This is a genomic window from Patescibacteria group bacterium, from assembly GCA_018896215.1.
Classification (GTDB): Bacteria; Patescibacteriota; WWE3; order 0-14-0-20-40-13; family 0-14-0-20-40-13; genus JAHINB01.
This window is the reverse complement of the sequence record JAHINB010000003.1, coordinates 19,008-37,063: the sequence shown is the minus strand read 5'-3', so window position 1 is coordinate 37,063 and position 18,056 is coordinate 19,008. Positions and strand designations below refer to the sequence as shown.

General features: G+C 39.7%; 25 protein-coding genes, 1 tRNA gene and 1 pseudogene. 11 read left to right on the top strand and 16 right to left on the bottom strand.

The window, feature by feature from the left end; genetic code table 11:
- Nucleotide 1: 1 nt before the first annotated feature.
- The gene (locus KKF75_00445; protein ID MBU4380675.1) at nt 2-1,090 is read right to left on the bottom strand and encodes an ABC transporter substrate-binding protein; all 1,089 of its coding nucleotides are present in this window, start codon (nt 1,088-1,090) and stop codon (nt 2-4) included.
- A gap of 374 nt (nt 1,091-1,464) precedes the next feature.
- Nucleotides 1,465-2,019 (bottom strand): adenine phosphoribosyltransferase, encoded by a 555-nt coding sequence (locus tag KKF75_00440; protein MBU4380674.1) that lies wholly within the window; start codon nt 2,017-2,019, stop codon nt 1,465-1,467.
- A 66-nt stretch (nt 2,020-2,085) separates the two neighbouring features.
- Here KKF75_00440 and KKF75_00435 point away from each other — a divergent pair.
- The 3 genes and pseudogenes from KKF75_00435 (at nt 2,086) to KKF75_00425 (ending at nt 4,047) form a co-directional block, all read left to right on the top strand.
- Nucleotides 2,086-2,502, top strand: a pseudogene (locus tag KKF75_00435) (EamA family transporter).
- A 1-nt stretch (nt 2,503) separates the two neighbouring features.
- Complete coding sequence (locus tag KKF75_00430) at nt 2,504-3,298, top strand: ATP-binding cassette domain-containing protein (protein MBU4380673.1); 795 nt, start codon at nt 2,504-2,506, stop codon at nt 3,296-3,298.
- Between the two features lie 5 nt (nt 3,299-3,303).
- The gene (locus KKF75_00425; protein ID MBU4380672.1) at nt 3,304-4,047 is read left to right on the top strand and encodes an ABC transporter permease; all 744 of its coding nucleotides are present in this window, start codon (nt 3,304-3,306) and stop codon (nt 4,045-4,047) included.
- Nucleotides 4,048-4,177: 130 nt separating this feature from the next.
- On the opposite strand, the gene KKF75_00420 is transcribed toward KKF75_00425, so the two are convergent.
- Nucleotides 4,178-4,417, bottom strand: coding sequence for a hypothetical protein (locus KKF75_00420; GenBank protein ID MBU4380671.1), 240 nt, complete (start codon nt 4,415-4,417; stop codon nt 4,178-4,180).
- Nucleotides 4,418-4,452: 35 nt separating this feature from the next.
- On the opposite strand from KKF75_00420, the gene KKF75_00415 reads away from it, so the two are divergent.
- The 3 genes from KKF75_00415 to KKF75_00405 all read left to right on the top strand — a co-directional run bounded on the left by KKF75_00415 (nt 4,453) and on the right by KKF75_00405 (nt 6,503).
- Nucleotides 4,453-5,154, top strand: coding sequence for a hypothetical protein (locus KKF75_00415; protein MBU4380670.1), 702 nt, complete (start codon nt 4,453-4,455; stop codon nt 5,152-5,154).
- 12 nt (nt 5,155-5,166) lie between these two features.
- A tRNA-Asn gene (locus tag KKF75_00410) sits at nt 5,167-5,241 on the top strand.
- 80 nt (nt 5,242-5,321) lie between these two features.
- Nucleotides 5,322-6,503 (top strand): ATP-binding protein, encoded by a 1,182-nt coding sequence (locus KKF75_00405; GenBank protein MBU4380669.1) that lies wholly within the window; start codon nt 5,322-5,324, stop codon nt 6,501-6,503.
- A gap of 426 nt (nt 6,504-6,929) precedes the next feature.
- Here the strand turns inward: KKF75_00405 and KKF75_00400 are convergent, their stop codons facing one another.
- A complete protein-coding gene (locus tag KKF75_00400; GenBank protein MBU4380668.1) occupies nt 6,930-8,090 on the bottom strand; it encodes an ATP-binding protein in 1,161 nt (386 codons plus the stop codon).
- 310 nt (nt 8,091-8,400) lie between these two features.
- On the opposite strand from KKF75_00400, the gene KKF75_00395 reads away from it, so the two are divergent.
- From KKF75_00395 to KKF75_00385, 3 genes are read left to right on the top strand one after another with little or no spacing between them, the layout of a single operon-like run.
- Nucleotides 8,401-8,625 carry a DUF5320 domain-containing protein gene (locus KKF75_00395; GenBank protein ID MBU4380667.1) on the top strand — a complete coding sequence of 75 codons (225 nt, stop codon included), beginning with the start codon at nt 8,401-8,403 and terminating at the stop codon, nt 8,623-8,625.
- Nucleotides 8,626-8,629: 4 nt separating this feature from the next.
- Nucleotides 8,630-8,911 carry a DUF134 domain-containing protein gene (locus tag KKF75_00390; GenBank protein ID MBU4380666.1) on the top strand — a complete coding sequence of 94 codons (282 nt, stop codon included), beginning with the start codon at nt 8,630-8,632 and terminating at the stop codon, nt 8,909-8,911.
- A 16-nt stretch (nt 8,912-8,927) separates the two neighbouring features.
- Nucleotides 8,928-9,839: a class A beta-lactamase-related serine hydrolase gene (locus KKF75_00385; protein MBU4380665.1), complete on the top strand. Its 912-nt coding sequence runs from the start codon at nt 8,928-8,930 to the stop codon at nt 9,837-9,839.
- A gap of 39 nt (nt 9,840-9,878) precedes the next feature.
- Here the strand turns inward: KKF75_00385 and KKF75_00380 are convergent, their stop codons facing one another.
- The 12 genes from KKF75_00380 to rsmA all read right to left on the bottom strand — a co-directional run bounded on the left by KKF75_00380 (nt 9,879) and on the right by rsmA (nt 16,779).
- Nucleotides 9,879-10,292: a hypothetical protein gene (locus tag KKF75_00380; protein ID MBU4380664.1), complete on the bottom strand. Its 414-nt coding sequence runs from the start codon at nt 10,290-10,292 to the stop codon at nt 9,879-9,881.
- A gap of 74 nt (nt 10,293-10,366) precedes the next feature.
- Complete coding sequence (locus KKF75_00375; GenBank protein ID MBU4380663.1) at nt 10,367-11,068, bottom strand: hypothetical protein; 702 nt, start codon at nt 11,066-11,068, stop codon at nt 10,367-10,369.
- A gap of 1 nt (nt 11,069) precedes the next feature.
- Nucleotides 11,070-11,417 carry a hypothetical protein gene (locus KKF75_00370; GenBank protein ID MBU4380662.1) on the bottom strand — a complete coding sequence of 116 codons (348 nt, stop codon included), beginning with the start codon at nt 11,415-11,417 and terminating at the stop codon, nt 11,070-11,072.
- A 2-nt stretch (nt 11,418-11,419) separates the two neighbouring features.
- Nucleotides 11,420-11,770, bottom strand: coding sequence for a hypothetical protein (locus tag KKF75_00365; GenBank protein ID MBU4380661.1), 351 nt, complete (start codon nt 11,768-11,770; stop codon nt 11,420-11,422).
- 6 nt (nt 11,771-11,776) lie between these two features.
- Complete coding sequence (locus tag KKF75_00360; protein MBU4380660.1) at nt 11,777-12,391, bottom strand: hypothetical protein; 615 nt, start codon at nt 12,389-12,391, stop codon at nt 11,777-11,779.
- 6 nt (nt 12,392-12,397) lie between these two features.
- Complete coding sequence (locus KKF75_00355) at nt 12,398-12,757, bottom strand: pilin (protein MBU4380659.1); 360 nt, start codon at nt 12,755-12,757, stop codon at nt 12,398-12,400.
- Nucleotides 12,758-12,760: 3 nt separating this feature from the next.
- Nucleotides 12,761-13,138 carry a hypothetical protein gene (locus KKF75_00350; GenBank protein ID MBU4380658.1) on the bottom strand — a complete coding sequence of 126 codons (378 nt, stop codon included), beginning with the start codon at nt 13,136-13,138 and terminating at the stop codon, nt 12,761-12,763.
- 3 nt (nt 13,139-13,141) lie between these two features.
- Nucleotides 13,142-13,765 (bottom strand): pilin, encoded by a 624-nt coding sequence (locus tag KKF75_00345; protein MBU4380657.1) that lies wholly within the window; start codon nt 13,763-13,765, stop codon nt 13,142-13,144.
- Complete coding sequence (locus tag KKF75_00340) at nt 13,766-14,065, bottom strand: hypothetical protein (GenBank protein ID MBU4380656.1); 300 nt, start codon at nt 14,063-14,065, stop codon at nt 13,766-13,768.
- A gap of 15 nt (nt 14,066-14,080) precedes the next feature.
- Nucleotides 14,081-14,980 carry a peptidoglycan bridge formation glycyltransferase FemA/FemB family protein gene (locus tag KKF75_00335; protein ID MBU4380655.1) on the bottom strand — a complete coding sequence of 300 codons (900 nt, stop codon included), beginning with the start codon at nt 14,978-14,980 and terminating at the stop codon, nt 14,081-14,083.
- A complete protein-coding gene (locus KKF75_00330; GenBank protein MBU4380654.1) occupies nt 14,971-15,924 on the bottom strand; it encodes a peptidoglycan bridge formation glycyltransferase FemA/FemB family protein in 954 nt (317 codons plus the stop codon). The genes KKF75_00335 and KKF75_00330 overlap by 10 nt, the downstream gene beginning before the upstream one ends.
- A 63-nt stretch (nt 15,925-15,987) precedes the next feature.
- The gene (gene rsmA / locus KKF75_00325; protein ID MBU4380653.1) at nt 15,988-16,779 is read right to left on the bottom strand and encodes a ribosomal RNA small subunit methyltransferase A; all 792 of its coding nucleotides are present in this window, start codon (nt 16,777-16,779) and stop codon (nt 15,988-15,990) included.
- Nucleotides 16,780-16,854: 75 nt separating this feature from the next.
- Here rsmA and KKF75_00320 point away from each other — a divergent pair, with 75 nt between their 5' ends.
- Both KKF75_00320 and KKF75_00315 read left to right on the top strand, forming a co-directional pair.
- The gene (locus KKF75_00320) at nt 16,855-17,583 is read left to right on the top strand and encodes a hypothetical protein (protein ID MBU4380652.1); all 729 of its coding nucleotides are present in this window, start codon (nt 16,855-16,857) and stop codon (nt 17,581-17,583) included.
- 1 nt (nt 17,584) lies between these two features.
- Complete coding sequence (locus tag KKF75_00315; GenBank protein MBU4380651.1) at nt 17,585-18,055, top strand: nucleotide exchange factor GrpE; 471 nt, start codon at nt 17,585-17,587, stop codon at nt 18,053-18,055.
- The last annotated feature ends 1 nt before the right edge of the window (nt 18,056 follow it).

The window sequence follows — 18,056 nt, the reverse complement described above, 5'->3', positions numbered from 1 at the left end:
ACTACTTCAGATACGAGCTGTCGACGACGGTGCTGGCATCGAACTCGGTCTTGATCTGGTCCTTCTCGGCGAGAAGGTTGATCATATCCTGAACCTTGCCCACATCGATGTACCCAACACCGAATTTGGCGGTGTCTTCGTTGGTAACGAGTCTGTTCTGAATCGGGATACGCCAGGTGGCGTGAGCCAGATCCATCCCCGGTACCGCACCAGAAATCTGTACCGCTTCGTCAGGATGATCGAGGGTATATTGCAACCCTTTCATCGAGGCTTGAACGAAGCCACGAACGATCTCCGGGTTTTTCCTGGCCCAGGCGCCGTTCACCACGATGACATCAGCATAGTGAAACGGCAGATACTTGCTCGCCAGAAAGAACTGGAAGTCCACTCCGAGCTTCAACCCCTGTTGCTCGAGACCGAACACCTGGTTGGTCGCCCAACCACAATAAAAATCGCAACGGTTGGCGCCGGTGGCCAGAAGGCAATCAGGTGTCCAACCAGCCGGCACGACGGTAAAGTCCTCGCCAGCAACTAGGGCACCGGTGACGCATTGCTTTCCGAGTGCATCTACATACCATGTCGCCTCCGTTTGCATGGAGACGACCTTGCCCTTAAAGTCACAGAGCCCGGTGGCCTGGGGGGCGTACTTGGTAAGAGCAATGAAACCGCCCGGCTCTTCTTGAGTCAGGGCAGCCACTGCTACCACATCAATACCCTCCGACTTGGCCTTGACGACCAAGCTCATTGCCGCCGGCACACCGATCCGAATACTGTCATCGAAACCCATGATGGCAACCAGAGGATCGAACCCGGTGGAGCCACCGCCAGAGATCAAGTTGACATCGAGGCCTGCCTCGGCATAGAACCCCTTGGCTTGAGCCACCTGTAGCGCCACGAACTCGTCATTGTTTACCCACCCTAGCGGGACATTGAGATGCACGAGCTTGATTACAGGAACTGGTTGTGCAGTGACCACGACCACCTTCTCAACGATCTTTTCCACCACTTGTGGGGTGGCAGGACTCGCGCACGAACTCATGAGCACGAGAAGGGATAAGCCGAACAACACAGCGATCTTTGAGCGAGACATGGAAAACCTCCTAAAACTGAACTGAAAGTGGAATTGTCTTTCCACAAAGTAATTGTGGAGCCACGCTTAAGCGATAGCAAAATAGCCAACTCAAAAGAGATGAGCATTTTGCTACCGCTTAATTAATGAGATATTCAGTTTTTAAAGTGCTAGAGACTAAAAAACCACCCTCGGTAAAAACCCAAAAACAGGTGGTCATTAATTTTGCCAATTTATAGTTAAGCATCTGCTTTTTCCCTCGGCGAGGGATATTGTAATGTAATCCTAACAACCTTACATTAAATTATTAAACTAGCCAAGTCAACTAGTTTCTATAACAAGATTAGAGAAAAAATACTAAAATGTTTCGCGAAGCGAAAGCGTTACAAACTTATTTAAGATTTTAAAAGGGGAAGTTTTGCTAAATAAATAAAGTTTGGAATATCTAACATCTCATCATCGCCTTGTTTAAATATTGAGACTACACAAACAACTTTGGTATTGAGGGTTTTTAAAAGGGCAATTATGGCATGGGTGGTTTTACCACTTGAGACCACATCATCTACAATAATAACCTTTTTACCTTTTAACAATTCGGCATCTCGCCCATCCAGAACCAATTTATCCTTACCAAAGGACATAACTGGTTTTACCATATAGCCCATAATATTCTTTCTAAAGATAATGTAGTTTTTAGATTTTGTAATTGTAGCCAACTGATGAATCAGCGGGACAACCTTAACTTCGGGGCCAACCAACATGTCATAATCTAAGTTTTTAATTTTTTTGGCAATTTCTTTTGCCGAAACATTTACCAACTCCACATCTCCAAGAAGGTTTACGGAGGCGATTTTTAATTTTGGAGAAATAGCAACAAGAGGAAGTTCTCTTTTTATTCCGAGCAGGTCTAGCGGGTAATAAACGAGTTTGTTTCTGTCAAAATAATCCATTGGGAAAAGTTTAGGGTAAATATCTAAAAACTACAATAGATTCCCGATGTAGAGTACAATTATTTAATGACTTGGTTAATTTATGCTTTGCTTTCTGCTGTTTTTGCCGCATTTACCACAATATTTGCCAAAATTGGGGTTAAAGGAGTTGATTCCAACCTTGCCACCGCCATAAGAACGGTGGTAATTTTGTTTTTTGCTTGGGGTATTGTGTTCTGACAAGGCACTTATAAACAGATGTCGTCTTTATCCCGCTTCTCTTTGGCGTTTTTAGTTCTTTCGGCAATTGCCACAGGATTATCTTGGATTTTTTACTTTAGAGCCTTACAACTAGGAAAAGCCTCTCAAGTTGCGCCAATAGATAAACTAAGCCTTATATTTACTATTTTACTTGCAACCTTTATTTTAAAAGAAAAAGTCACCCTAACAATTGCTTTAGGTGGCGCATTAATGGCAATAGGAGCGGTGCTTGTTGTTTTATAATATGAAAAACATTATCGAGGTCAAAAATTTAGTCAAAAAATACGGAAATTTTACCGCCGTTGACGATATCTCTTTTACAGTAGAAAAGGGAGAGATATTTGCCTTTTTAGGACCTAATGGAGCGGGAAAGTCCACCACAATAAAAATGCTTACTACACTACTTTCACCGACTTCGGGAAAGATGCTTCTAAATGGGTTTGATCCAACCCAAAACCCCGACGAGACAAGAAAATCTTTTGGAATAGTCTTTCAGGACCCCAGTTTAGATGATGAGCTAACCGCCTACGAGAACATGGACTTTCATGGCGCTTTATACAAAGTACCCAAGGATTTAAGACAACAAAGAATTAAAGAGCTTCTTACTATTGTGGAGCTTTGGGTACGAAAAGACAACCTTGTTAAAACCTTTTCCGGTGGCATGAAAAGAAGGCTAGAAATAGCCAGGGGATTGCTTCATCGCCCTAAAATATTTATTTTAGATGAACCAACGCTGGGACTTGATCCGCAAACCCGAAACCAAATTTGGAATTATATAAAAAACTTAAATGTGTCCGAGGGAATCACCGTATTTTTTACCACTCACTATATGGAAGAAGCCGAAAAAATGGCCAAGGAAATAGCTATAATTGACCACGGAAAAATTGTGGGACACGGATCTTTGGAGAAATTAAAAAAAGAAACTCAAGCAACAAGTTTGGAAGAGGCGTTTCTTAAGCTAACAGGAAATGTTATTCGAGAGGAAGAGGCTAATCATCTAGATCATTTAAGAAACCGCAGAAGGCTGTTTCATCGTTAAATACTATGGTAATTTATACATTATGGTTGCGCCAAATAAAAAGATACGCCCGTTCTCGATCAAGAATTATCGGGGCTTTGGGACAGCCGGCACTTTTTATGGTAGCTTTGGGGTTTGGATTTGGTCCAGTTTTTGCCAAAGCTGGAGCGGGAAATTATCTGCAATTTTTGGTCCCGGGAGTTATTTCCCAATCGGTGCTTTTTACTTCGCTTTTTAGCGGAATTGAGGTTATTTGGGACAAGCAGTTTGGCTTTTTAAAAGAAACGCTGGTTGCTCCAGTTTCCCGTTTAGAAATTATTATTGGCAGAACCTTGGGAGGGGCAACCGTCGCCACATTTCAGGGTCTTTTGGTATTTATAATAGCCTTATTGATTGGTTTTAAGGTATCAAATTGGCTTATGTTACCGTTGGCTCTGGTTTTTATTTTTCTCATAGCTCTAACTTTTACAGCACTTGGGACCGCTATTGCTTCTAAATTAGAGGATATGCAGGGATTCCAACTTATTATGAATTTTCTTGTTATGCCAATGTTTTTCCTGTCGGGAGCTTTGTTTCCTTTAAACAATCTTCCAAAAGCGGTAGATGTGATAACTCGAATAAACCCGCTAACTTACGGGGTAGATGGGTTACGCGCGGCCCTTACTGGAACCTCTCATTTTGGGATTTTGCCAGATTTTGCAGTTCTTTCTTTGCTTTGCGCGCTTTTTCTAACGGTTGGAAGCTGGTTGTTTTCTAAAACGCAAATCTAACCCTAAAGAACAATCAAAGAGCCACAGCGCTGTATGCATTACAGTTTCTAGACTATATGATGGAGGGTTTTAAAGTTGATAACGAATTTATAAAAAATTCTCTTACGCAAATTTCCTTATCGATCAAGTCCTAAGATATAACACCAGAAAAAAGAATTGCAAAAGTTACAACCGTAAGCCCCGCAAAGACGGCGACTGTTTGTAAAAACATATTGACGGCCTGTTTCTTTTTACCGTCAAAATAGAGTGTTGCGGGCAAGTAACCAAACAAATAACCCATAACAGCGGTTGACAATGTAAAAAGAGAAATAAAAGCAATTGGAGCAACAAAGGAATTGGGTCGAGACATGCTTTTTGACCCAAAATTCATAATACAGGCGATTAATACAATATACAAAAACGCCAATGCTCCATTTAGAAATGGGTGGTTACAAAGATCTCGAAAGAAAATTACTGGCACAAAAAATGAGGGCTTCGGGATATTCCTACAGAGAAATTAGAGAGAAGATTGTAGTTTCTAAAGGTACTCTTAGCGTGTGGTGTAGGGATATAGCTTTAACCGAAGAGCAAGCTTTACGATTGTCAAAAAAGAAATTATTAGGAGCAGAAAGAGGTAGAATAATCGGTGCAAAAAGGCAACAGGCAAGAAGAATAAAGCAAATCGAGGATTTGCGCCAAATTGGAAAGAATCAAGTAGGAAAACTTACAAAAAGAGATCGGTTTGTAATTGGGGTAGCACTTTATTGTGCAGAAGGTACCAAAGGTGATAAGTCCATAGGATTTGCAAACACTGATCCCAAAGTAATTAGCTTTATGGCAGGGTGGTTTAGAGAGTTTTGTGATATGGATGATAAAAAACTAAAGGGGGCTATATGGATTCACGATAATTTAGACGAAAATAAAGCTAAGGAATTTTGGTCGAAAATATCTGGGATACCAGTAGAAAGATTTCACAAAACCTACAAGGTAAAACCTAAAAACAATAGTAATAAGATAAGAAAAAATATACACAGTTACGGAGTCTTTTCTATTAGAGTTGGCAACGCTAAAGTAAAAAGGTTATTAAATGGGTGGATGGCTGGGATTTTTGATAGTTTTGTGGTATAAGATATAATGTATTCCGCGGTGGCGCAACGGTAGCGCGGCTCGCTGTTAACGAGATGGTTCCTGGTTCAAATCCAGGCCGCGGAGCCAGTTGGTACTTAATATAACCAAAGCACATAAAAAACAACTCTTTACAAATTAACGCAGATTTGTAACAATATATTTACACCATGAAAAAGAGACTTCTGTATTACGAATTAATAAAACATCTCAATCATAAAAACGCACTTCTTATTACTGGTATGCGACAAGTCGGAAAGACAACTCTAATGCGCCAGATATACGAAGAAGTAAAAGAGCCAAAATTGTGGTTTGATTTTGGTAACCCACTCGATCAGAAAATATTTGAAGACGAAGATTACAGAGTAATCTATAAAAGACTTACTGACATGGGAAAAAAGGCTAGTAATTTATCTGTGTTTATTGACGAAATTCAAAATTTCCCTGAGATAACTAAAGTTATTAAGTATCTAATCGACCATTATAGTGTTAAATTCTATCTAACAGGTTCTTCCAACTATTACTTAAAAACCCTATTTCCCGAGTCTTTATCTGGTCGTAAATTCTTGTACGAACTTCCTCCATTAAGCTTCCAAGAATATCTCTACTTTAGAGATGTTGTTTCTCTAAAGGAAATTCTAAATCTTACTTTACAAGATGCGCCAAGTAAAAATAGTATTTTTACTCATAAAGCGCGTGTTGCAGAATATGATGATTTTCTCACATACGGTGGCTTTCCTGAAGTGGTAACAACAGAGGATAAAAATATGAAGGTGATGGTTCTCAAAAATATCTTCGCATCGTTTTTTGAAAAAAATATTAAAATATTATCAGACTACACAGATATTCGAGAACTTCGAGATATGATTTTACTTCTGGTTCCCCGAGTTGGGTCAATGCTTGATGTAACCCGTTTATCCAGTGAGCTCTCTATTGATAGAGTAAAGATATATCGTTTTCTTGAATTTTTGCAGGGGACATTTTTTATTCGGCTTTTGCCAAGATTTAGCAATAGTATTGATAGAGCCGTAGCAGGAGGTAAAAAGGTCTTCTTTACGGACACTGGACTTTTGAATGTGATTGGAAAAGTGAGCGAAGCACAGGTATTTGAGAATGCTGTTATAAACCAACTTTCGGGCTACAATAAAATCAGTTTCTATAATAAACGCAATACCGCCGAGATTGACGCTATTTTAGATAAACATATTGCTTTCGAGATAAAACTTACTGGAACAGTGCGGGATTTTTCCAAACTCTCCACTTTATCTTTAGAACTTGGAATATCTCAAAATTATGTCGTCTCAAAAAGATTTCTGGAAAAACCAGGGTTTTTATCACCAGTTGTTCTTTAGTAAGGCAGTTTCTTGTTATTAGGTCTTTAGAAAGGGGTTCCAACATCGTTCGTCCTCCTTATAATGAATATTCTTTATCAGAAGCTTACCGAAATCTTTGTTCCCAAAAAACCTTGGTTTAACACTAAACCTTCGGCAATTGCATACGTGTACTTAAACCCAAGGGGTACTTGATGTATTTTGGGTTCAGTAAAAACCATCCGGGATACAAAGCAAACATCGCTAAAGATCCAAACTATAATAACCTAGGTTGCCGCAGCATTGAAGATGTTAAAAAACAATATGGAAAATATTTTGACATAGTAAAGGTGGAAACTAATCGGTGGAAAGGCGGAAAGTACGGGCATCATGAAGGTTTGATTATTGCGATGAGAAAGAAATAAACTGTATGTGGAGCTAGATTGCAGAAAATTTGTCTTTTATAATCTAACCTGGATAGCTTCCTTGGAATATCTCCGTTAAGTTCAAAAGAGCCTCTTTTATTGGTATAGCTATAACACCATTTATATTTAATATCTTATCTCCTCCGTAAAAGACAAACGACTTTACCATAGGATAATCGGTTTTAAATGTTAACAACCCAGTAATATCACTTTTTAAAATATTATCTTTTCTTTTAACCTCTATTGCAATTAATTTGTCTTCCCCGTAAAGCACAAAATCTACCTCGACACCACTTTTTGTTCTCCAGTAACTAATTTCGTATTTTGAGCCTAGATAAGAGTTGGTAGCCACAATTTCCTGGAGAACAAGGCTTTCGTAAAGTATGCCTTCTCCATTTTCTCTCCTATCCAAAAACCCCTTTGGCTTTATTGTGGAATAAACTCCGACATCAAAGTAATAAAACTTGCTTTGAGATACCAGTTTTCTTTTTACTCTTTTTTTAAAAACTGGAAGTTCGTAAGCAATTAGTAAATCATACAAAATTCTAAAGTAGGATTCAGCAACCTTTCTGTTTATAGATGATTCTCTTGCTACTTCTGACACATTTAGTTGTTGCCCTTGAGAAAAACTTGCAATTTCTAGGAAACGCGAAAAATTGGCTAAGTTTCTAGTTAAACCCTCCTGTAAAACTTCTTCCTCTAGGTAAATCTGTACATAGCTCTCCAGATACTTAGCTGGATCGATATTTTTATTAGGGTCGTAAATAGTTGGCAATAGACCGTCTTTTAAAATCCTATCTAAAGATACATCTTTCCCTATCTCCGAAAGAGTTAGTGGAAATAGATTGTATTTTAATGCCCTACCTGCAAGTAAATTGGCTTGCGTTTCTTTAAGTTTTCTAGCACTCGATCCAGTAAGTACAAAGTTTATCTTTTCGTTTTCGATTAGGCGGTGAACTTCGTTTAATAGATTTGGAACTCTTTGTATTTCGTCAATAACTACAGGAAGATTCTTGTTTAATGTTGCGTATTCCCTTAATCTCTCTGGTTTTGCTAGTAGCTGTCGGTATGTATCGGATTCTAGTAAGTCTATGTACACAGATTTAGGATAACGCTCCTTTATAAGATAAGATTTTCCAGTACCGCGTGGTCCGAAAAGAAAAAAGCTTGTATTTTGAGGCAAGATTATTTGTCTTTTTATCATGTTAGGTACAGTGTAACCCACCGAACCACAATGTCAAGCGTTTATGGAGTTGGAAACTCCATATTGACGGAATATATGGAGACTGCACCCATTCTTCTCCACGACCCTGGGTCGGAACAAGCCACAAGGCGCATAGTATTTTTAGCCCTTTAATACGAACTATTTCTTCATTTACTAATAATATATAATTATCAACTAGGATCCCCCACCTCTGAAGTGGAAGAAATATTTTTTTGGTTTGACAAAGAACAACTCCCTTGATAATATGAATACATATTCATTACAAATTTGAAAGGGGTGATATAAAAATATGCCAGCATTAGATAAAACAGGTCCGCAAGGACAAGGTCCAATGACCGGAATGAGATTTGGCAGATGCCGTGGATACGGCAGAGGGTTAGGTAGATACTTTGGATGGAATGTTCCTCAAACAAAAGAGGAGAAGGTTGAGGATATTAAAGCATACCGTAAAGCCCTGCAAGAAGAAATAGAAGAAACCGAAAAAGAACTTGCTAATTTGCAAAAGCAGGATTAACAATATGTCCAGACCAAAAAAACCCCGCTGTTTGCGGTTTAAACCAACCGTTTACTACTTTAAACCTCAAGGGATTCCTTTACGGGTTCTTGAGGAAGTAGTTTTGTTGCCTGATGAGTTAGAGGCCTTAAAACTACATGAGATTGACGGATTAGAGCAGATGAAAGCTTCGGAAAAAATGAAAATCTCCCAGCCAACCTTTGCTAGACTATTAGGCAGTGCCAGTAAAAAGATTGCCCAGGCAATTATTCAAGGAAAAGCCATAAAAATAGAGGGTACGCTTTAAATGATACAATTTGGTCATGAAAAACAAGAAAAAACGAGTTGTTAAACTTTTACCATTGTTACTTGTAGGAGTGCTTGGTGTTTTTTTGCTCTTAAGTCCTGCCGTTAAAATTAGTGGCAATAGGTTCGTCCTAACGAAAGAAGAGACGAATCTTAATCAAACGACCCCTTTAAAAGATATTGTTAATACCGCCTTGGAAGGAGCAACTGGAACATATGGGATAGTTATCCAGAATCTTAAAACCGGCGAAACTTACTATTCTAACGAACAGATTGTTTTTGACGCTGGAAGCTTGTATAAACTCTGGGTTATGGCAACAGCTTACCAGCAAATTAAAAATGGACAGTTACAAGAAAACCAGGTTTTAAGTCAGGATGCGACTGTACTAAATCAAGAATTTAATATTGATGCAAATTCTGCCGAACAAACCGAAGGGGAAGTTACCTTTACAGTCGCTGATGCCTTAACCCAAATGATTACCGTTTCGGACAATTACACGGCGCTACTTTTAACCGAAAAAGTGGGTTTATCCGCTGTTGCCACATTTTTAAAAGAAAATGGTCTTACCAAATCAAATTTGGGATCATACAACACTCCCCCTACAACCACACCCTACGATACGGCTCTCTTTTTTAAAAAACTCTATCAAAGCGAACTTGCCAATCAGCAAAACACTCAAGAAATGCTTAATCTTTTGGCAAACCAGCAATTAAATAATGGGTTGCCAAAATATTTACCCCCCACAGTAAAAGTTGCCCATAAAACAGGAGAGATTGACTCTTTTAAGCATGATGCTGGAATAGTTTTTACGGATAACGGAAATTATATTCTAGTGGTAATGTCGCAAAGCGACTCCCCGCCAGATGCCATGGAAAGAATCGCTTTAATTTCTAAGGGAGTTTTTGACTACAACCAAAAACCGCGGTAAAAACCGCGGCTTTTGCGTCTCAAATCGCGCGATTTGAGTTTATGGTGAAACAACAGGATTGGTCATTGGAATACTGATTGTAGCATTAAAGATATCAATTCCAAACAAGCTATTCAGCAAAGTTGCTATAGCGTAAGATGCGGCAATAATAATGATTCCAATTAAAGCGTTGGTAATCATGTCTCTGGCGCCTTGCGCCTGCAATTTGTCGCCTCCGCTGGTAATGTAGCGAATCCCACCCATAATCAAAAAGACCAGCATCAGGATTCCGCCCAAGGCAAACAGTATTCTGATGGCAAAGCTAAAAAAGCTTCCAAACGACCTTTGCGAACCAGTTGGAAAAGTTCCTGTTTGTATGGACAAATCCACACCAGCCGCAAACACACCTTTGACCAAAGACAAGGCGGTTGCTGTGGCAAGCGACACCGATCCGAGTATTTTTTTGAAGTTCATAGTAATTTACTCACCTCCCAAGTTAAACTTTAATCATTGTAACTAACAACTAATCTCTTTGCAAGCATTCGGAACTACAAGCATTGTCCACAATCACAAGATTTAGAACTCACGCCTTGATCATGAGGAACACAGACATCACCCCAATCACCAACCGGAAAATCGACAAGAGTTTTTGCTGGATCTGTTTCTCCCGGAACTTGACAAGCATTTAAGATCCATTTGTTGTGACTTCCCGAATCCCATCCACCAGAAGCATTGCTTAATCTAAAGCACTTAGATTTTTGTTTGGGATCAGAAACTAAATCGCAACCAAAAGTCCAGCCTCCAAAACAACGGTTATTGCCAGTTCTACCATCAAATGGACAATTATCTGGTGCGCAACCACTTGGGATTGCGCCAACTCCAGGGGGACTGGTGTACCCACCCCCACTCCCTGTCCAACTAACAACTCCACCAAAAGTCGGCGCGCCCAGGGTCCTATTTAAAAACCACGCCACAGTGTAAACCGAAGCTAAAATCAAAACCCCCACAATTGCCGCGGTAATATTTTTCTTTGCCCCATCCACCGCTTTAACATCTCCCCCGCTAGTGATATATCGTATTGCGCCAACTAAAAACAAAATCACAAAGGCTACGCCCCCAACCACAAAAAGCGTCCGAATGGCGATTTCTATCAGCCCTTTAAAGTTTTCCGGTTGCCAGGAGCTGGTATCTACTGTCCCGCCAGAAACGGCGGCGTAAACTGGGGCGATCAATTGAGTTAAATCAAGCATCTTAAGTTCCTCCAACTCCAATAAAATCAGAAAAAGCCGGAAAACTAATATTAAAGATATTTAAGCCAAAAATACTTTCTAAAATTTTAGCGATGGGAATGGTAGAAGCCAAAATTATAATGCCAATAATAGCGTCGGTCATAATTTTTTTAGCTTTAGAAAGCGCTTTATCGTCGCCGACGCTGGTAATGTACATGAGTCCCCCATAAACTAAAATTACGGTCATGGCAACACCACCGATAATGTACATGGTGCGCAGAGCAATCGAAACATAGTTAGCAAAACCCGAGGCGGTTTGCACCGACGATCCGGAGGGAAGAGCGGGGTTTGTAATAACAGCTAATTTCATAATTAGGAATACCAGGGCAGGGCTTTAATATCTAATCCAAAAATCTTTAATAAAATTGTCGCAATGGTCATGCTGGCAACAACTATAATCAGTCCAATCACCGCATCCGTGATCATGCCTTTAGCTTTGGTCGCCGCCTTTTCGTCCCCCCCTGCTGTCATATAGGTAAACGCCCCCATCGCCAAGTAGAGCAACAAGGCAACACCAGCAATAATTGTTATCGTTCCAATAATAACACTGATGATAGACTCTATGTTCCCAGTATATGTATTACTACCAGTTTGCGGAACTGCGTTAGGTATAGCGTTGTTTTTTACATCCCCTAGGCTAAATGTTAGAAATTTTTTCTCCATAATTGATTACAAATTATCAAATTCTGTAAAGTAGCATCCATTCGCATCATACGCGCCCAACATTCCTATTTTCGGAGGCTGGGCTCCAGCACCTGGAATAATAGGTACCACAAGTGCTGTCACTGCTACAACTGGAAATGCAGATTTAGAAAAACTTAAAGATATGACATCCTCACCAACCGTCTTTGTCCAGTGTGATTTGTAAAAGTCTACACCAGCAGAGTGCAGATATATATCATAAGAGGCAACTGTGGTAGACGGGTTCGCTGGAGTCATAGTAATATTTACACATACAAGGGAGGTATTGCTTGCGGTATTAATGGCAGGTTTTAGAATATCTTGCATTCCAAGTCTTAAAGCCACATAACCAGAAATAAAATATGAAGATACCACAAGAAGAAACCCCAATAGCGCGTTGCTAAGTGTTTTTCTAGCCTTGGCAAGCTCCTTTTCGTCCCCCGCACTTGTGGCGTAGCTTAAACCCCCCATGGCAAGGTTAACTAAAAAGTACAGCCCAGCAACAACAGTTATTACCGTAATAATCACCGAAACAAATTGCCCAGTTTTTATGGCGCTACCAAAGTACCCAACTGGATTTAAATTCCCATAATTAGTAGTCATAATATTTTAAAGTCCTTCAAATGTAAAAGTAGTAAGCGCTATCCCAAAGATATTCTCTAATAGGTTAACGATCAAAAATGTTACTGCCATAATTACAAAGCCTATCACGCCATTAGTCATAGTCTTTTTGGCCTTATCCAACTGCTTCTCATCCCCAGCGCTGGATAGGTAAGTAAACGCCCCCATAATAAAAGTCACCAGAAAGGCAAGTCCCGAGATGACAAATGCAGCAGAAATTATATACTGCACCGTTTGACCAAAAATTGACTCGGCGGGCTGGGTAGCGCCGGAACTCTGGCTAGGAAGCACCCCACCAATATATTTATCCGGTTTAAATTCTGTTATCGCCAATAAGTTTTTTGTCATATTTTATGGACCTATAAATGTTGGTTTTAAAATATTCGGTAATCCAAAAATTGTACCAATAATTCTAACAATCCAATAAGACATAGCTATAATAACAAACCCAATAACGGCGTTAGTCATCTGTTGTTTGGCTCTAGTTAAAACCTTTTCGTCTCCCGCACTCGTCATGTAAGTTATTGCTCCCATTATCAACATTCCCAATAGTATCAGCCCCGCAACAACTCCCGCAGCAATAACCACATAACTTATTGTCTCAACAAACAAATTCGCACTACCTCCAAGGGCGGCATCTTTTTGAGAGCCTGGGATCACTCCGAAAATACCATCAGCGGGTTTAGTTTTATCAAAAAGATCAAATGTTCTTGCAAGTAAAATATTCATATATCAAGGACCTGTAAATGACGGTTGTAAAATATTAATTCCAAAAATTACACTAATTATTTTTACCACCCACCACGCCATAAAAACAATCACCAGCCCAATGAGTCCTGCGGTTATTTGTTGCTTAGCTTTAGTTAGCTGTTTTTCGTCTCCACTACTCATCATGTACGCAATTCCACCCAAAATCAGCATCACAAAAAATATTAGCCCCACAACAACACCCACCGCCAAGGTAACATTGTTAATCAGATCCCGCAAACCAGTTCCCGTTAAACTGTATCCGCCAACAATTTTGTTTCGAGCAATGTTTATATACCCCAACGAAGACACACAGACTCCCTTTTCGGAGGCAGGAAGAGCATTGTTAAAACCTGGAGCCATCCTGGCACCGACAGGAGCAGCAACATTTAGCTGACAAATAATTCCTACCATACAGATTCTCTCCCCGACTCCGCCAATAACAACTGTATCCTGTTGACATTGACTATCTGTATTGCACAAAACATCATATCTTTGACCAGTACTATCCTCGCAATAGGCCAGAACGCTTCGGGACACAAAAATTAAACCCAAAAAGACTCCAAGGAGAACCGCAATCAACCTAGCAGAATAATTATTTGTAGACATTTATCCTATGGAAAACAATTTAATCCCCAAAACAATTTCTAAAATTTTAATCACAAACAAACTTCCAAATACTATAGCAAAACCAATCACCGCGGCGGTGAGGGTGTTTTTGGCTTTGTTAATAGCCTTGTCATCGCCCCCTGCCATCATATAATTAATCCCTCCCATTACCAATAGGAAAAAGAAAATCAGTCCCGCAACCATATAGATGTTGGGAATAAGGGTCGTGACAATAGATCCAATATCGCCGTACTGCGTGGGGTTAGAAATTGTATAAGCTAGGGCGTTATTAAAGAACATACATAAAGTCTACAATTAATAGCTAAAACTAGCAAGAAGTTTAAGCAAGCCACGGTACTTTGTATATGACGGCGGAAATTCCATGATGCGCCCACCGAATTGGCTTTTAAAATGGGTAAACCCCTGCCAACCTTTGGTAAATTTAGGATATCTGGGATCATAAATTCCTTCCAAGTCCAAATACTTAACTTTATCTTTTTTTAGTTTTTGACAAATCTCCAAGATTAACTTGTAAGGGGCGCCTGTGTCCTTACCCTCTTGAGTGGTACCTGCGTGCAGATAGTGTGCCGTATCACCAACCACACAAACAAACGCCCCTGAATAGGGATTATCCCAAATTTGGGATAATCCCTTATTCTTGTTGTCACACGAGGCTAACGCTATAAATGAGCTCTTATCCAGCGCCTGGCATTTGGGAATAAAATCCTTTTCAAATGAGGACACAAAAAACTTTCCCTTGGCGGATTCTTTATAGAGTTTATAAAATTCTTTTTGAGCTTGGGGGTTTGTGGTTTTAAAAAACTTGGTGAGAATGCCCGCTTTTTCGGCTTTTCTAATAGAATATCGGGCGTCTTTTGTGTAAGTGTTGGGAATGTTGTCACTCAAGTCTAAAATGATAGTGTGGGCAGGAACTGTGGGCCAGGTATCTTTTTTATAACCATACTTTGCAAGCAATCTTTCGTCATTAAACCCCAAATTAGGCTCTAGTTTAACAATAATTGCCCTTTCTTTTTGGGCAATTGTGGCAATTTGTTGGAGAATTTTTTCGTTTAGCTCCCGCGGTCTTTGGATTTTTATAATACTCCCCAATACTCCTAGCTTTTTTATCCTCAAATTATTGCCTTTTGTTTCTAAAGAGTCCCAGCCTAAAGCTTTTAAATACTCTCCCCAGTGTTTTGTTTGCCTTAGATCCATAGCTTTTTTAAATTGAGAAAAAACCAAAATAATCTATACACCCCATTAAATAGTCTATATATCGGTTTATTAATAACGAGATCGAAGGAGTCCATGTATTTAACCAACTCTCCCCCATATCCCAACTTAAATCTCGTAAACCCCCACCAGGGGTCTTTTTCATCGTTAGTTGCCCCCCACATATCAAACAGTTTACAACCTTTTTCTTTTCCAAATTTTATTGCCTCCCACATCATTAGGTTGGACGCCATAACCTCTTTGTGTTTTTCGGAAGAAGCTCCGTAAGGATAATACAAAACCCCTTGATAGCAGATTAGAATCCAAGCAACAAGTGGCTCGTTATTTAAATAAGCAATAAATAGATAGGCCAAACCTTCCTTTTGCAAGATCTCGAACATAGTTTTGTAATAAGAATCTGCGTGGACAAAAAAACCCTGCCTTTTTGCGGTTTTGCGATTGAGCTCTAAAAATGTATTTATGTCGTTCGATTTCTTGACTACAACGCCATTTTTTTGGGCAAGTCTGATGTTGTAACGGGTTTTGGATTTAAGATTTTTAAAAAGCGTTTCTTCGTTTGGAGTTAAATCTAAAAGAATATTGTACTTAGCAAAAGTATCTTTTGGCGCAGGTACAACATTATATCGGGTACTACCCGAATCGGGTAGTACCCGACTTTTTGCTGTATCATCAGCCAAAACAACATTAGGTGCATCAAAACGCACGGCTACCGCATTTTTTGATTCGGCAACTTTACCCACTTCCTCATAGTTAATATTCTTGAGATTGATCTTGGGAGCATATGCCAAGTAGTAAGGCAAAAGAGGTAATTTGTGGAGGGTAAATTGCACACCGCCCGCGGTGTACGCTGGCGTTCCCATTTGGGTCTTAAATTTTCCCCAAATTGGGGACTGCACCAAATGTTCTGGTAAATTTTCTAAATTCATAGTTTTTTGATTCCTAGATTCATTGTACCAAATACGAAACGCGCATGATCCCCTCATATTTCCTTATCTCATATGGGAGTATCCCAAATGGGATACTCCCAAATTAAAAAGGTTTAGCCAGTTCAGCAAAGAAAGATTTTCGGGGCGGAGGCTTGGATCTATCCCAACCTTTAACAGTTCTTCTAGCGTGAAAACCTGCTTGATTTTTTTCCGAGGATGTTTAAACCCCTTATGGAGAAACTGAGAGAATTCTTTTGTCCTGATATCAGGATATTTATTATGCGTGACGATTCGTAGAATCGCGGAGTCAACTCGTGGTGCTGGGCAAAACGCTCCCGGTGGGATTTTTCTTATAATTTTTGCTTCTCCAAATGTTGCCACAAGATTGGACAAATAACTGGCGTTGGGCGGTTTAGCGCAAATCTTTTTTGCCACTTCCCACTGCACAATTAAACAGATTAAGGTTGGCTTTTGTTTAAGTTCATAAATTTTGCCAATCAATGGCGAAGTAATACTATATGGAATCGACCCCACTATCTTTAAATTGCCTGCCCTGTGTAGCTCACCAACGGCGAGCGAAGTAGGGAAAATTTGTAAAATATCATCGTTAACGATCTCCACATTAGAATAATCTTTTAATGATTCCTTAAGTGCTTCCACAAGATCTCGATCAAACTCAACAGCAATTACCTTGCCTGCAACCTCGGCAAGCTCTCTAGTCACTGCCCCAGTTCCTGCTCCAACTTCCAGTACCACATCGTTTTTCGATAAATCACACGCCTGAATAAAGTCATTTAAGACTTTTGGCGACTTTAAAAAATTTTGCCCCAGGGACTTTTTTGGCTCTAAGAACATATCGCAATTGTACCCTAAAATTCCTGTTGACAATAATTATCACTCGTACTATATTAGTGCCAGTTGACATCTATTATGGAAAATCTAACACCGAGACAAATTGTTATTCTAAAAGCAATTATTGATGATCATATTGATTCGGCGAAGCCTGTTGGTTCTGAAGATTTAGTTTCCAAACACAATCTAAAAATTAGCCCTGCCACGGTTCGCAACGAAATGGCAGAATTGATGCGCAAGGGTTATCTAGAGGTTCCCCACACTTCGGCAGGAAGAACACCAACGCCTTTGGGCATAAGATATTACATTCAAAATCTGGTGGACGAAAAAGAAGTTCCGGTTTTGCAAGAAGTTGCCATAAAACAACGGGTTTGGCAGGAACGCTATGAGCAAGACAAATTTTTACGCCAAGTGGCTTTATCTCTTGCCGAAGCTTCGGGACTGCTTTCTATTGTTGATACCGATGATGGCAGAATGTACAGCGCTGGGACAGTAAATATCTTGGAGCATCCAGAATTTTTAGATATTGACGCGGCAAAATCTATTTTTGGAATTTTAGATGACTTCGAAGCATACCAAAGCGTATTTTCCAAAATGCGCCACGGGCAAGACATTACCGTAATTATTGGACCCGAAATGGAAATTCCCCATTTGGATCTGGCTGGAATGGTAACTGCTCGCTATAGTTGCGGAAGAACGCAGGGAAGGTTAAGCGTTGTAGGTCCTTACAGAATGCCTTACGCCAAAATTATTCCCGAGGTAAGATATTTAAAAAATTTAATCTGCGAGTTGGGAGGCAATTGGTAAGATGAAAACACACGAAGAAATGGAAAAGAGTGAGGTCTCCGAAATGGAGACAAATTGGAGAAGGGCTTTGGCGGATTACAAAAATTTAGAAAAGCGGGTGACAGAAGAAAAAACAGAATTTGCCAAATACGCCCTTTCTAATTTTTTAAGAGAGCTTTTACCTATACTAGATAATTTAGAAAAAGCGCAGGAGCATTTAAAAGACGAGGGATTGCAACTGGTAATTACCAATTTTAAAGAATTATTAAAGCAAGAAGGGGTAGAAACAATTGAGGCGGAGGGAGACAATTTTGACCCCAGACACCACGAGGCGGTAGAGCTGGCAAAAGGTGAGGAAAATAAAATTTTAAAAGTATTAGAAACTGGTTATAAACTCCGAAGCCGGATCCTACGACCGGCAAAAGTTATAGTTGGAAAAAAGTTTGCTTCTTCTGATTCTGTAAACAATCCGCAAGAAACAAACTCTAATTAAT